This is a genomic window from Cupriavidus sp. 86D6 (assembly GCF_057815095.1).
The window spans coordinates 54,769-68,730 of sequence record NZ_JBYPSB010000014.1 but is presented as its reverse complement, the minus strand read 5'-3'; the positions used below and the strand labels follow the sequence as shown (position 1 = coordinate 68,730).

General features: G+C 66.7%; 14 protein-coding genes. 1 reads left to right on the top strand and 13 read right to left on the bottom strand.

Annotated features, from left to right (window positions below; translation table 11 throughout):
- Positions 1-12: 12 nt before the first annotated feature.
- The 6 genes from AC3G88_RS23785 to AC3G88_RS23760 all read right to left on the bottom strand — a co-directional run bounded on the left by AC3G88_RS23785 (position 13) and on the right by AC3G88_RS23760 (position 6,026).
- Positions 13-735, bottom strand: coding sequence for an NADPH-dependent F420 reductase (locus AC3G88_RS23785; protein WP_488774114.1), 723 nt, complete (start codon positions 733-735; stop codon positions 13-15).
- A 327-nt stretch (positions 736-1,062) separates the two neighbouring features.
- Positions 1,063-1,878 (bottom strand): hypothetical protein, encoded by an 816-nt coding sequence (locus AC3G88_RS23780; protein ID WP_488774115.1) that lies wholly within the window; start codon positions 1,876-1,878, stop codon positions 1,063-1,065.
- A 225-nt stretch (positions 1,879-2,103) separates the two neighbouring features.
- Positions 2,104-2,772, bottom strand: coding sequence for a hypothetical protein (locus AC3G88_RS23775; protein ID WP_488774116.1), 669 nt, complete (start codon positions 2,770-2,772; stop codon positions 2,104-2,106).
- Positions 2,773-3,273: 501 nt separating this feature from the next.
- Positions 3,274-4,254: a Bug family tripartite tricarboxylate transporter substrate binding protein gene (locus AC3G88_RS23770; RefSeq protein ID WP_153948668.1), complete on the bottom strand. Its 981-nt coding sequence runs from the start codon at positions 4,252-4,254 to the stop codon at positions 3,274-3,276.
- Between the two features lie 44 nt (positions 4,255-4,298).
- Positions 4,299-4,649, bottom strand: coding sequence for an AtuA-related protein (locus tag AC3G88_RS23765; protein WP_029050764.1), 351 nt, complete (start codon positions 4,647-4,649; stop codon positions 4,299-4,301).
- A 12-nt stretch (positions 4,650-4,661) separates the two neighbouring features.
- On the bottom strand, positions 4,662-6,026 hold the full coding sequence (locus AC3G88_RS23760) for an acyclic terpene utilization AtuA family protein (RefSeq protein ID WP_488774117.1): 1,365 nt from the start codon (positions 6,024-6,026) through the stop codon (positions 4,662-4,664).
- Positions 6,027-6,198: 172 nt separating this feature from the next.
- On the opposite strand from AC3G88_RS23760, the gene AC3G88_RS23755 reads away from it, so the two are divergent.
- Entirely contained in the window at positions 6,199-7,101 is a 903-nt protein-coding gene (locus AC3G88_RS23755) for a LysR family transcriptional regulator (RefSeq protein WP_488774162.1), read from the top strand.
- Between the two features lie 30 nt (positions 7,102-7,131).
- Here the strand turns inward: AC3G88_RS23755 and AC3G88_RS23750 are convergent, their stop codons facing one another.
- The 7 genes from AC3G88_RS23750 to AC3G88_RS23720 all read right to left on the bottom strand — a co-directional run bounded on the left by AC3G88_RS23750 (position 7,132) and on the right by AC3G88_RS23720 (position 13,912).
- Positions 7,132-7,911 (bottom strand): SDR family oxidoreductase, encoded by a 780-nt coding sequence (locus AC3G88_RS23750; RefSeq protein ID WP_488774118.1) that lies wholly within the window; start codon positions 7,909-7,911, stop codon positions 7,132-7,134.
- A gap of 73 nt (positions 7,912-7,984) precedes the next feature.
- Positions 7,985-9,127 carry an ABC transporter substrate-binding protein gene (locus AC3G88_RS23745; RefSeq protein ID WP_488774119.1) on the bottom strand — a complete coding sequence of 381 codons (1,143 nt, stop codon included), beginning with the start codon at positions 9,125-9,127 and terminating at the stop codon, positions 7,985-7,987.
- 320 nt (positions 9,128-9,447) lie between these two features.
- Positions 9,448-9,960: a DUF1269 domain-containing protein gene (locus AC3G88_RS23740; protein ID WP_153948673.1), complete on the bottom strand. Its 513-nt coding sequence runs from the start codon at positions 9,958-9,960 to the stop codon at positions 9,448-9,450.
- Between the two features lie 166 nt (positions 9,961-10,126).
- A complete protein-coding gene (locus tag AC3G88_RS23735; RefSeq protein ID WP_488774120.1) occupies positions 10,127-11,563 on the bottom strand; it encodes an acetate kinase in 1,437 nt (478 codons plus the stop codon).
- Between the two features lie 66 nt (positions 11,564-11,629).
- Positions 11,630-12,790 carry a hypothetical protein gene (locus AC3G88_RS23730; RefSeq protein WP_488894059.1) on the bottom strand — a complete coding sequence of 387 codons (1,161 nt, stop codon included), beginning with the start codon at positions 12,788-12,790 and terminating at the stop codon, positions 11,630-11,632.
- 13 nt (positions 12,791-12,803) lie between these two features.
- On the bottom strand, positions 12,804-13,502 hold the full coding sequence (locus tag AC3G88_RS23725) for a C39 family peptidase (RefSeq protein WP_488774122.1): 699 nt from the start codon (positions 13,500-13,502) through the stop codon (positions 12,804-12,806).
- Positions 13,499-13,912 (bottom strand): hypothetical protein, encoded by a 414-nt coding sequence (locus AC3G88_RS23720; protein ID WP_400396767.1) that lies wholly within the window; start codon positions 13,910-13,912, stop codon positions 13,499-13,501. Before AC3G88_RS23720 ends, AC3G88_RS23725 begins: the two co-directional genes overlap by 4 nt.
- Between the last annotated feature and the right edge of the window lie 50 nt (positions 13,913-13,962).

Sequence of the window (13,962 nt, the reverse complement as noted above, 5' to 3'; positions counted from 1 at the left end):
GGCCAGTCCATACTACGGCTGGTCCATCACACGGCGAAATTCTTCGGCAGTCCCCATCTGGCGGAACAGCTTGCCACCGGGCGCGAACCGGTCGGCACTGGACAGTCCCCCAACCACCACTGGATCGAACCCCGCGTCGCGCACCAGCCCGGCCGCCACGGATAGCGCCTCGGCGTCGTTGCCGGCCATCGGCACCGCCATCAGCGGCGGCTTGCGGTGACTTTCGCGCGTGAACTCAGCCGCCCCCGTGAAATTGAACACGCGCACGATGCGCGCACCGGCCAGGTATTTGGCCGTGGTGACGCCAATGCCGTTGGCCTTGACCTCGTCCACGATGGCGCCGTCGCGCGCCGCCACGGCGTTGGTGGCATCCAGCACGATCTTGCCCTGCCAACGGTTCTGCTGGCCCACATCGGGCACCGCACCGTAGGGCACCGCCAGCAGGATCACGTCAGCAAATGCCACGGCCTGGGCGACGGTACCGGCCTGGGCCAACGGCCCGAGCGAATCGGTCAGCGCCTTCAGTTCCTCAGGATGGCGCGACGCGAACATCACCGGGTGTCCCGCCTTCACCAGCAGACTGCCCACCGCGCTGCCCAGCCGGCCCGAGCCGACTACGCCAACCTTCGATTTCGCCTTGCCCTGCACCGGCTGCGCCATGGCGTGCCAGGCGGGCGCCGCCAGCAGCATGGACCACCCGCCCGCGATCACAAGCCTGCGCCGTCCGTGCGACATTCGTTGGAATCCGTGCGCCATTGGCCGCCCTCCGTAGTGTCCCGCTCCGATCACTCTATGCGAATCCCCAGGAAAAATCCGGGGATGTCGGGGCCGCAGGCTGTCACGGGTACGTCAGCCCTCGTTCATCGTCTGTCGCGCGGATATGTGCTGCATACGACTCACATGCCGAACTGCTGCACGCTTGACGTTCCGGCCGGCGCAAGCTGGCTTAGCCGCTGCGCCAAGTGCCGGGCGCTCAGAAGGCCAAGGCGAACACCCCAGCGCCTGGAGGCAGGGCTCGGGTGTTTTGCCTTGGGGCATCGCGCGGGGGCAATGCACGGCCGATCAGTTGGCCACGATGCCCGACGTCTCGGCCGACAAGGTGTCCACGCGCAGCAGCGGCAAGCCGCTCAGCTTGACTGGGCCCAGGCCGGGCGCCAGCCAGACAGTCGCCTCAAGGTTGGGAAAGTAGCTCCCCGGCTCACGGTCAAACCGGATCTTGACCTTGCACGTGTTGGTGTAGGACTTGCCCATCGCGGCCACGTCTTCGCGTCCAATGTATTGCACCGTCAACTGGACCTTCCGATCAACGCCACGGGTAAACGCCGGCTGCGGATCGGTGGCCAACGCGGACTCCCGCTCCTCCGCCATGGTCACGGTGCGCGTCTCGTTGGGCTGCATGCCCAGCAGCGACAGCCTGGCCGGCTTGCCCGCGGCATCCTCATAGGTAAAGCGCCGATACTTGACCCAAGGCCCATCGGGATAGCCCCGGTGCCCGAACTCGGTCACGCCGAGCGGAAACAGCACGGTTTCCGGATCCAGATAGATGCGGAAGTTGGACGATACGGCGTGGAACAGCGTGCCGCTGGCCTGAACGTCGATGGTATCGAGGCGCTTGCCATCGAACGTGGTCTGGCCGATGTGCTTGCCTTCGAACGTCACGACCTCCGTCACCGGACCGGCATTCGCCGACACGGTCATCTTATTGCCATCCCCCATCGGCGTCAGGCAAGGCGCATCGAGCGGCGCCATCGCGTTTGCAGTGGAACCGGCTGTGGCGCCGGTGGTGCCGGCGCTGTTCGTGCTTTCCCCGTCCGAGCCGCCACAGGCGGCGATGACGGCGGCGGATGCCAACAGCGTAAATGCGAGCGTCTTCTTCATGGATATTTGACCCCTTGCGGGCATTAAGAGAGCGGGCAGTCTGTGCTGCCCTGGGTTGGGAAATCGAAGGCTAAGTGGGACAGGTCTGTTGAATGCTGGACGGCTGCGGGCTACCGCGAGTGCCCGGCAGCAGCAATGTGAGACGGTTTGAAAGACATCGGCGTAACACGGGCCAGACGGGGTTTTCGCACCCGTCAAAGCACTGGGAAATAATCTGGATTGGTGTTACTCGACCGGCGCGGGCGCGGGCTCGGCTGCGGGTGCATGCAGTGGTGGGGTCGCCGGTTCGGCGGCTACAGGCTCTGCGGACGACGCATCCTTCGGCGGGCCCTCGTCCTTTACGACATAGGACGGGTCACGCACCCACCGGGCCATATCCTTGGCAATCACGATGGCGCTGCGATCCAGGATCGAGCAAGTTCCCTTGAACGCGCCCCAGAATCCGCCGATAGACCAGCGATTTACCTTCGTATTCCGGACAACCTTGCCATCTTCGAGCAACTCGGCATTGACGGTAATGGCCTTCGGACCCGTCCACGCACCGCCGCCAATGCCGAGCACGTGGGAAATCTGAAGCCTTAGCACTTGCGACCCGCTGGCATCGGCGCCCACCGCTACCGTGCCGGGGCCGCCTTTGTTGCGCTTGCGGAGGACGTCTCCCACCCGGGTGGCCAGCATGTCCTCGATATGGCATTCGTTCTTGACCTGCTGGACGACCTCGGAACCGGGAGCGTAGGTTACCGGGGTTTCCAGAACAACGGCTTGCGTGGCCGCCATGGCGGTGGCGCTAGAGAAGGATAGGGCTGCGAAAAGGGGAAACTTCATGTTGACCGTCAGATGACTGATATGTCTTGCGAATGCATATGTGTGACCCAAGCACAGGCTGTCATCCAAGTTGGACGCCTTAACGGCGGCTCCATAACCCCAGCATCTGCCTACCCACACATTGCCGCTCGTCACCGGATGTAAGCATCCGAAAATGGCCCGCAGGGTAAACCATGAATGGAAGTGATGGATACCCCCCTTCATGCCTACTCGTTTCACATTTCCGATCACAAATCTGTTACGCCTGCAATCCCGCCGCCCGGAATGCCGCGCCGGTCAAGGGAGTGAGCAAGACGATCTCGCAGAATCGCCAGAATCGAATATCGGAAGTGCCTGATATCAAACTTTTTGAATTCTGATTTTGGTGATGTGCGGGGACAACGGAGTGCAACGATCTTGCGACAGGCGTACCCGTTTCTGCGGACGCCGAAACGCTGTATCCCGGTGGGGCGGGGTGAGGCAAGTGTGAGGGCAGGCTGGGCTGGGCCGGCCTGCGCGGCCGTCCCGGCCCCCTTCGTCCGCCTGGCCGGCAGGGACGAAAGGAGCGCGGGAGGCAGGGGGGCTGCGGTCTTATTCGGGCTGGATATTGGCGGCCTTGATGATGCGGCCCCACTTGTCCGATTCCTGGGTCTGGAACTTGGCCAGTTCGGCCGGCGTGCTGGTGAACACTTCGGTGCCGGTCGACTTGTAGAAGTTCGATGCCGTATCGCTCTTCGCGGCCTTGACCAGCATCTGGTTCAGCTTCGTGACCACTGCGGGCGGCGTGCCGGCCGGGGCATAGGCGGCAAACCAGTAGCTCATCTCGTAGCCTTTCACGCCGGCTTCGTCGATGGTGGGCACGTCCGGCGCCAGCGGCGAGCGGGCCTTGCCCGACACGCCCAGCGCGCGGAGCTTGCCGGTCTTGACCTGCGGCAGGCCCGTGGCGGTGTCCGTGATCATCATCTGGATCTGGTTGCCCAGCAGGTCGGTGATGGCCAGCGGATTGCTCTTGTACGGTACGTGCAGCAGCTGCACATGGGCCATCTGCTGGAACAGCTCTCCGGCGATGCGCGACGACGAACTGCCGCTGCCGAAGCTGAGCTTGCCCGGTTCCTTCCTGGCCAGCGCGATGAACTCGCCCACGGTCTTGGCCGGCACCTGCGGGTTGACCACCATGATCTGGCCGCCACGGCCCAGCGCCGACACCGGCGCGTAGTCCTTCACCGGGTCATAGGGCAGCTTCTTGAACAGGTGTTCGTTGGCAGCGTGGGTGGTGTTGGTGGTGATCAGCACCGTGTAGCCGTCCGGCGCGGCCTTGGCCACGTCGGAGGCGGCAATGAAGCCGTTCGCGCCGGGCTTGTTGTCCACCACGACGGTGGCCTTGCTGTCCACCGTCATGGCTTGTCCGATGGCCCGCGCAAGCTGGTCGGTGGCGCTGCCGGCCGCGAACGGCACGACAAAGCGGATCGGCTTGTCCGGGAAGTCCGCCCATGCGCTGCCAGCGGGCAAGGCCAGGCACGCGAACGTGGCGATAGCGGCGGCAACGGCCTGCGGCCTGCGAATTCCGTACATCTGTGTCTCCTCGAATCGTTTTGACATATGGGACGGCTCGGCACTCATGCGGCGCCGCCGGCGAGCCGCGGCGGCAAGGGGATCGGCAAACCCAGCAGCAGAAAGGCCAGCGCCTTGCCGTGGGTATCGAGATTCAGCGCATCGTTGACGCCGCCGTCCAGCACGCCGTCGATCACGAAATTCATGGCCTGGATGGAGGGCACGACGTGGCGCTTCACGGCCCGGGGCTGGCGCGCGGCGAACAGCGCGCGCACGGCGTCTTCGGTGACATGGGCCACCAGGTGGTCAAAATCGCGTGCATCGTAGGCAATCACGCTGATGTTGGAACGGTCGCCCTTGTCGCCGGTACGGCCATGGGCGAACTGGTAGAGCGGCGCTTGCTGGGTTGCGGTCATGGCGGGCTCCGGTCAGGCAGTCACGATCGAATGGGACGCCGCCACGGCCTGGCGCGGCACCAGGCACGACGTGGCGTTCAGGCGCGTCCGTAGCGCGGTGCGTACGCCGCCACCGCCGGCCGGTCCGCAGGTATAGAGCGCGTTGACTTCGCGCAGCAGCGCCTGCGCCACGGCCTTGTCCTCGTGCGCCAGCGCAGCGCGCATGCGCACGTCGCGGGCTTCGGCCTCGCCAGGCTGTGGCGCGGCCAGCATGGTGCCGGCATCGTCGCCGAACACGCTCAGCACGCCGATCAGGTCGAAGCGGATCGGCACATCGAACCCCAGCCCCTGCATGCGCTTGCGCACGATGTCGGCGGCCAGACGCGCCCTGGCGGCGGCATTGGGGCCTGCGTAGGAAATCTCGCCTTCGGCAAACCAGCCGCCCAGGTGAAACAGGTTGGCCTTCAGTTCCGCCGGCCGCGCATGGCCGCGGATATTGCGCACGGCCACGCGATCGGGGCCGATCTGCTCGACGGTGACCTGGCCGATATCGGCCACCACGTCGGGCGTCAGGTAGGCACAGGGGTCGTGCACTTCGTACAGCAGTTGTTCCTTGACCGTGCGCAGGTCCACGCAGCCGCCCGTATTGGCCGCCTTGAAGATCTCGATGCCGCCGTCGGCGTCGAGCCGGGCAATCGGGAAGCCCACGTCGTGGACGTCGGGCACATCCTTCATGCCGGGGTCGGCAAAATAGCCGCCGCTGACCTGCGCGCCGCACTCCAGCAGATGGCCGGCCATGGTAGCGGCGGCCAGGCGGGTCCAGTCGTCCCAGGCCCAGCCGAAATGGGCCATTGCCGGGCCCACGGCCAAAGCCGGGTCGGCCACGCGGCCGCAAACCACCACCTGCGCGCCGTCGCCCAGCGCGTCGGCAATGCCTTGGGCGCCGATATAGGCGTTGGCGCAAACGAAGCGCGCTTCGGGAAACGCATCGCCGACGATGCCGCGCAGCATGGTGCGGCCGGCGTCATGCGACAGGTCGTCGCCCTCCACCACCGCCACGCGCGGGGCGGCCAGCCCCAGTTCGGCAGCCAGCGCCAGGATGCGGCGGGCGGCGGCGCGCGGATTGGCGGCCCCGAAATTGCCGATGATCGGGATGCGGTTGGCCAGGCAAAGGCCCAGCACAGGCGTCAGCAGATGGTCCAGCAACGGCTCGTAGCCGTGCTCGGGGTTGTCGCGGCGCGCCAGTTGGGCCAGTGCCAGCGTGCGCTCGGCCAGCGTTTCGAAAATCAGCGCCGCCGGGCCGCCGGCGGCGATCAGCGTACGCACCACCGGCAGGGCGGCGTCGGTACGGTCGCCGGAGAATCCGGCCCCGGACCCGATCAGCAGGGGAGCAGTCATGGGCGTTGGCAACGTCTGGAGGAATGACTCTTCGGCAATGGGTGCTGGCCAGACCGGCCACGGTGGCCGGGTTGGCAGCGGTCTCATTCTAGGGCCGGGTTCTGCCACGCGAAAACGGATTATTTGGATTAATCTATCGACTTCCTGGATGAATCCGCCGGACTATCCCGCCATGCTGTCGAATCTCTCGGTCAAGCACCTGCGCGCCTTCGTGGCGCTGGCCACGCATCGCAATTTCACCCGGGCGGCGCAGGCCTGCCACCTGTCTCAATCTGCCTTCAGCACACTGATCCAGACGCTGGAAGACCAGGCCGGGAGCCGGCTGTTCGAGCGCACCACGCGGCACGTGGACCTCAGTGCCGACGGCAAGCGGTTCGAGGAAGTGGCGCGCCGCCTGCTGGCCGATTTCGAGAGCGCGTTCGAAGACCTGCGCGACCACGCGGAACGCCGCAAGGGGCGCGTGGCCATTGCCGCGCTGCCCTCGCTGGCGGGCGGCGACCTGCCGCCGCTGCTGGCGGACTTTCATCGGCGCTATCCGGGCATCTCGCTGGAACTGTACGACCAGCTGGCCGATGGCTGCATCGACATGGTGCGACGCGGGCAGGCGGACTTCGCGCTGGCGCCGGCCCCGGCGCAGGACGCCGACCTGCGCGTGGAATCGCTGGTCCATGACACCTTCCACCTGGTGTGCCCGGCCGACCATCCGCTGGCCACGAGGCGGCGCATCGCCCCCCAGTCGCTGGCCGGGCTGCCGTTCATCCAGCTGTCGCGGACCAGCAGTGTGCGGCAGCATCTGGACGCCGCCATGCATCCGCTGAAGCTGCACGGGGTGATGGAGGTGGAGCACCTGGCCACGGTGGCCGCGCTGGTCCAGGCGGGCCTGGGCGTATCGGTGGTGCCGGCGCTGGCGCTGTTCCAGTTCCGGCGCGAGGGGTTGGCCATCCGGCCGATGCAGATGCCCGCGCTGGTGCGCGAGATCTGCCTGGTGCGGCTCAGGGAGCGCAGCGATTCGGCCGCCTCGGCGGCCATGATCGACTGCCTGCGCGCCCACTATGGCGCGAGCAAGCGGATCTGAATCGTCCGGGAGACCGGCGGTTTGCCGAAGTCAGAAGTGGCCGAGGTAGCCGCCATCGACGGCCAGCACCTGGCCGGTGACGTAGGACGCGGCGGGCGAGGCCAGGAAGACCACGGCGCCCGCCACCTCGGCAGGCTGGCCCCAGCGGCCCAGTGACGTGCGATTGCGCAGCCATTCGGCCACGGATGCATCGTCCACCATGGCCTGGTTCGGCTCGGTGGCAAAGTAGCCGGGGGCCACGGCATTGACGGTGATGCCGAACCGGCCCAGGTCTGCGGACATCGCACGCGTGAGCGCGTCGAGGCCGCCCTTGGTGGCGGGATACAGCACGTCGTTGGCGCGCGCCACCTGCCCGGCAATCGACGTCACGTTGACGATGCGGCCGTACTGGCCCTGCTGCATCAGCCGCGCGGCATGCCGGCACAGCGCGTAGGGTGCCACGAGGTTGGTGTCGAGCATCGCGCGCAGGTCATCGGCATCCAGGTGCGCCATGCTGTTGCGATTGCGCGTGCCGGCGTTGTTGACCAGGATGTCGAGCCGGCCATGCCGGGACGCGATGCCTTCGAAGGCCTGCGCAACGGCGGCCGCGTCGGTGATGTCCAGCACGAGCGCCTCGGCCATGGCGCCCTGCGCCTGCAGTTGCGATACGGCATCGGCCACGCGCTGCGCGTTGCGCGCGCAGACCAGCACATGCGCGCCGGCATCGGCCAGCGCACCGGCCATGGCCAGGCCAAGGCCCTGCGCGCCGCCCGTGACCAGGGCCACGCGTCCGGCCAGCGAAAAAGGATGAGCTGCGTTGGAAGTCGCCATGGCGGCAACTATACCGCAGCCCTCGAGCCGCGTTGGCGGCCCGCGGGGCGGGCGGGGGCGGGCGAGCCGCCGGTCAGCGGATCAGCTTGCCGGTCGACGAAACGATCGACATTTCCACGAAAGACGACCCGGTGTGACGCGTGGGGCTGTAGCTGATCAGGATGCCGCCCAGGTCGTAATCGCGCAGGCCCTCCAGCGCGGCCACCAGCTTTTCGCGCGTGGGCTCGGGGCCGGCACGGCGCAGCCCTTCCACCAGCACCTTGGCCGACATGAAGCCCTCCATGCCCGCGTTGCTGGGCTCCAGCTTCTGGGCCTTGGCCAGGCCGCGATACTCGCTGGCAATGCTCATCTGGCTCGAATTCATGCCCGGCACCACCTGGGTGATGATCAGGCCCTTGCCATCGTCGCCCAGCTCCTTGATGAACGAATCCGCCGCGTTGTTGGACAGCGTGACGAACTGCGCCTCGCTGCCGGCCTTCTTCATTTCGCGGATGATCCGCGCGGCCTCCGAGCCGGAGCCGATCACCATCACCGCCTGCGGGTTGGCCTTGTTGACGCTGGCCACGCCCTGGCTGATGTCGCCCATGGGACGGTTGAACGACGCCGCGCCCGCCGGCTGCACGCCGCGCGCCTGCAACGCCGTGTTGAAGCCTTCGAAGACGTCCTGCCCGAAGCCGTCGTTGGCGTAGAAAATGGCGATGCGGCTCATGCCGGACGTTGCCAGGTGGTTGATGGCGCGGGCCACTTCGTCCTGGTATTTGGCGCGGACGTTGAACACGTAGCGGTTCACTGGCCGGTGCAGCGTGATGGCACCCGTCAGCGGCGCGATCAGCGGCACCTTCTCGGCTCCGATGATGGGCAGGATGCTCTCGTTCTGCGGCGTGCCGCGCACCATGAACAGCGCGAACACCTTGTCCTCGCCGATCAGCTTGCGTACGTTGTCGGGCGTGCGCCTGGCGTCGAAGCCATCGTCGTAGGTCAGCAGTTCGATGCGCCGGCCGGCCACGCCGCCATTGGCGTTCACGTGGTTCAGGTACACCTGGGCACCCGCGATCTGTTCCTTGACCGATCCGGCCACGGGCCCGCTGACACCGGCCGACTGGCCGATCCGGATGGTTGACTTGCTGATGCCGGGTTCCGCATGCGCCGCCATGGACGTGACAAACCCGAGCGTGACGGCAAGCATGCCGCACGCGATGTATCGCGCGTTCCTCATTGTTGACCCCTCCTGAAGCTGCTGGCTTGAATTGTTTTGTGCCGCTGCCCGCCGCGCGGCAGTACGCATCGTCACGATGCACCACACGGCGGCATGGCGCAAAGTACCTCATCAGAGGTAATTGTTCAAACGCTGGAACAATCGAGGGCGGGGAACTGTTGCTGCGGCATCACACCAGGGCCCGTTGGTCCGGTGGCGGTCCGGTGTGGCCGCAGCGTGGCGCATGGGGGAACATGCGCCAGGGCGCGCCACGTGGGGCGCGCGAAGACGATCGGAACGGCAGCCCGGACACGGCGCGCCCGGGGCTGCCGGCGTACGGATCAGGGGAAGGCTGGCACCGCGGGATCGAGCCCCGCGAAACGGGCTTCCGGATGGGCCCTCTGCAGCAGCGCCTCGATTTCTTCCACGCGGCCGCGCGGCACGTCAACCATCAGCAGCAGCCTGCCAGCCTCGATGTCTTTCTCGAAGCCCCGCAGCCGGCTGTTGGGCGCCGAACTGCCGATCATGCTGGCGGCCCAGGCACCGAACACCGCGCCCAGCACGGCGAGCACACCGACCAGGCCCCATTGCGGCGTATCGCTGACGATCGGGAACATCGCCACCACGACCCCGGCGACGATACCGACGCCACCGCCCACCATCAGGCCCATTTCCGCCGCGTGCACGATGTCCGAGGTCTGGAACAGGTTCGCTTCGTGCAGGCCGGTCATGTCCGCGCCATCGCGGCCGACGAAGTGGATGTGACTGTTCTCGATACGGGCCAGCAGCAGGTCGTCCATGGTACGGCGGGCGCTTGCCAGGTCGGGCAACAACCAGAAGATCCGTTTGCGCATGACTTGCCTCCTCTGTCAGGCCGCCCCGGTGTCCGGGTCATCCGTCTGGGACGGTTTCGTTTCGTTCTACTCTCTCCGAAAGGACTGTGCAAGGTACCGAACGGCTGACTTCCGCACGAGGCGCGCCGGAAGAATTCCGGGCGTCACCTCGCGCCGCATCATGCGTTCAGAATGTGATCGGCAGGCGCACCGTCACCGTGAGATCGGGGGTGTCGCGCGTCAGCCCCGCACCCACCGAAAGGTTCAGCGTGTAGCGGTTGTTGAAACGGTACGAGTAGCCCACCAGCAGCGTGCCCTGCGTAATGCGCACCGACCCCGGCACGGTCTGGCCGTTCTGCTTGGTCGGCCAGATGATGCTCTGGTCGTAGCCGATCGAGAACGACGCATGCTCGTTGAGCGACAGGCCCATGCCGAAGTTGAACTGGAAGATGTCCCCCGGCGCGATCTTGCCCAGGTTCTCGGTCTGGCCATTGAGCACCGTGCGGCTGACGTTGTCGCGCGCAAAGTTGTGCAGGTAGCTGAAGGTGCCGAAGAACACCGCGGGGTCGGTCGGCAGCAGCCACGTCACGCCGGGCTGGATCGCCTGGAAGCCCGTGCCGGTCGGCATGCCCAGCGGCAGCCCGGTACCCGTGGTGTTGCTCACGCAGCGGGTCACGCAGTCGGTCACCACCTCGAACGGATCGCGGCCCGTGTTCGACTTGTAGCGCAGCCAGCCGATGAAGAACGGCATCTTCTCGTTGCCGTAGTTGAGCTGGTAGCGCAGCGTCGCTTCCACGTCGCCCAGCCCGCTGCCGCTGGAATTGAACACGTTGTCCACGGCGGTGCCGGTGAACACCTCGCGGCTGACGGTGTCGCTGCTCGCATGCACGTACGGAATCTTGGCTTCGATTTCAAGCCGCTTCGTGATGCCGTAGCGGAAGGCCAGCGCGCCGACGTACGTGGACGTCTTGACCTGGCGCACGTCGACCAGCCCGATCAGGATGGCGGGGATCACCGTGTAGCCAACCAGCGCCACGCGGTCGCTGGACGAATAGCCGTACTGGAGGCTGGGTTCGACGATGATCTTGCCGGCGGGCGTCAGCACGCCAGGCTGATCGAAGATCGGCGCGATCTCCGGCGGACGCGTGTCGCGCTCCGGCGGCTTGCCTACGGGCTCCTCGACCCCCGCGGCCGATTCGCCGGGCTGCGCGGCCTGGCCCTGCGGCGGCGCGTCTGGCGGCGCGGCTTCGGGGGCCTGCTGGGCCTGCACGCCTTGCTGTGCCGTGTTGTTGATCTGCGTGGCGCTGGCTGCCGCGCCCGCGGCGGCGGCGTTGGTCGCCATGTTGCCACCCGTCACGGCAGTCCCCTGCCCGCCGCGCTTGCGCTGCAGCGTCTCGCTGTCGACGGTGCGGCGCAGTTCGCGGATCGTGGCCTGCTGTTCGGCCAGCGCCCGCTTCATTTCCTCGAGCTGTCTCGCCTGGGCCGCCAGTTCCTTTTGCAGCAATTCGAGCCTGGCGGCGGCCGGCGGCCCCGCATCGGGCGGCGTCTGGGCCTGGGCCATGCCACCCAACAGCAGCATCGAGCATCCGGCATAGCCGATGCCCTGCAGTGAACGCTTCTTCATGACGTCTTCCTCCCCCGGGGCCGCGGGCATACTGCGGGGCCCGCGCCTGTTCATGACTACACGCGACTACCTCATTGCGGCTGACCTTTGAAGAACGCTGTTCAACGCGGTGTTGGCCATTTGTGTACGGAATGCGGCCAGGGTATTCACGCTTGCGTTGAGCGTCATCAGGCTTTGGATATTCTGGTTGTTGAGATTATTCTGGATCACAGTACCGGGCATGTTCGATACCGCACCGAGGTTGGCCGTATTGCCGGCGCCGTTCTGGATCACCGTCAGCAACCCGTTGGTCACGACCGTGCCCGTTGCATTGGCCACGGCCTGCTGCGCCACGCCCGCCGCCCCAGCCGCCATGCTCGAGGCGCCGGTGGCCGCGGCGCTGGCCGTGCTGCTGGCCGTGCCCGCCGCACCCTGCGCGTTGGCTGCGGCGCCCTGGGCGGCGGCCACGGCGGGCTGTCCGGCTCGTCCGGCGGCGGCCACGGCGGCGTTGGCCGCGCTGTTGGCCGCTGTCACCGCCACGGTCACCTGCCCCAGCGCCTGGGCCAGCTGGCTGGCCTGCGCGGCGGTGATGCTGCTGATATCGGGAATGGTGATGCTGGTGGATACCGCCAGCGCGCCGTTGACGAACACTGCGCGGTCGATGCCGAAGCCCACCTGCAGGCCCCCGGCATCGAAGCCACCACGGGATTCCTCAAGCCGCGCCTGCGCGACCGGCTTCCACTTGGCCATCTGCTTGCGCGCATCGGCCACCGGCGCACCGGGATCCCGCCCGGCCAGTGTCATGGCCACCGCGAGCGGATCCTCAGGGGGGTGATGCCGGGCCACGCTGGCCTTGTCGACCGGAACCACTCGCGCAGGCGCTTCGGCGACCGCTGCGACGACTACAGGTTCTGAAACGGGTTCGGAAATGGATGCTGCCCTGGCGGCGACATGGTCCGGAACAGTCGGCACGCCTGGCAATCGGGCCACCACGGAAGGCGGATCGGCCGCGGGTTCAGCCAGTGGCGCCAGTGCCGCCAGTTCGGTGGCGGCCGGCAGCGCGACCATGTCGATCGCGGTCGGAATCGCCACGGCGGCGCTTTCCGCGACGTCGGTGCGTTCCGTGGCCAGCGCGCCGGCGCCGGCCTGCGCATTGCCAGCGCAGGCCAGGCCCGCGCCCAGCAGCACGGCAGCGGTGGCTTGACCGGCTGTGCGTCTGGGCGCGTTGGAATTGCTTGTCTGGGCCATGATGTTCCTCAACTCAAAAATCAGAGGCGCCATGCTTGGGCATGACGGTGAAGAACAGGTTGTCTCGGGGTACTCCCATCCAGTAAGGGCCGCTCGGCGCGACACGCCAGTCCGCGGCCATGTTGAATCGCGCCTGTTCGGTGCGGTTGTGGATCACGAACAGCAGGCTGCTGTCCCAGATCTGTTCGAAGTGCGCGCGCTCCAGCGCACGCGTGCCGCGCGCCGGATCGCCAATCAGGACACGGTCGCCCTTGACGCCCTTCACGACGACGAAGTGGTGATAGCCGTTCTCGACGATCAGCACGATCGCCGGAATCTGCGCCTCCTCCAGTTTCGACAGCGGCATTTCGTAGCCGTCGGCCTGGAAGCCGCGCGACTCCAGGAACCGCTTCATGTCGAGCAGCGAAAAGCCCTCGGCGCGGATCTTCGCCTGGTCGCCGTTGACGTACATGTTGGCGAAGACCGTCTGCTCCGACGTCGGGACGTTGTACTGGTACGTCAATAGCGTGGCCACTGCCGCCGAGCCGCAGCTGAAGTCGTACTGCTGGCGGATCGTGGTCCGGAAACGCGCCTCGCGCAGGCTGGTCACCGGCACGTAGTACGAGTTGCCCTGGTCGCCCGGCACGCGGATCGTGTCGGCGTGGGCGGCCGCAACGCCGCCCAGCACCGCCATCGCGCAAGCGGTCTTACACAACAGGCGGCGCATGATCATTTGAACTGGACGTTAAGAATGGTCGCGTTCTGGATCAGTACGTTGTTGCCCGTGTTCTGGATCACGGTGGGCAAGCCCGAAGCGTTCGAGAACGATCCTTCCGACACGATATTGCTGCCGGAGAATGTGTTGATGGCCGCGTTGTCGCCAACCGTGCCATGCAGGCGCATGTCGTTGACCACCACTTCGGCGCCACCGCGCACATCGTCGAGTTTCTCGGTCGCCACGGCCGCTGCGGCCGTGCCAAATATGTTCAGTTTCGGACCTGTGGCCGCGCCCGTGTCACGGCTTGCGACCGCTACGGCCGTGGCGGAAGCCTCGGCGCTGGGCGGCCCTGCATTGGCCTGCATGAACGGCCAGGCCAGTAAGGCTGTCGAGAGTGCCACGACAGCTGGGCGATGCGATCGCATGGTGCGTCTCCCCTCGTGCTCCGTGGACATGGCCCCCATCCGGGCCATGA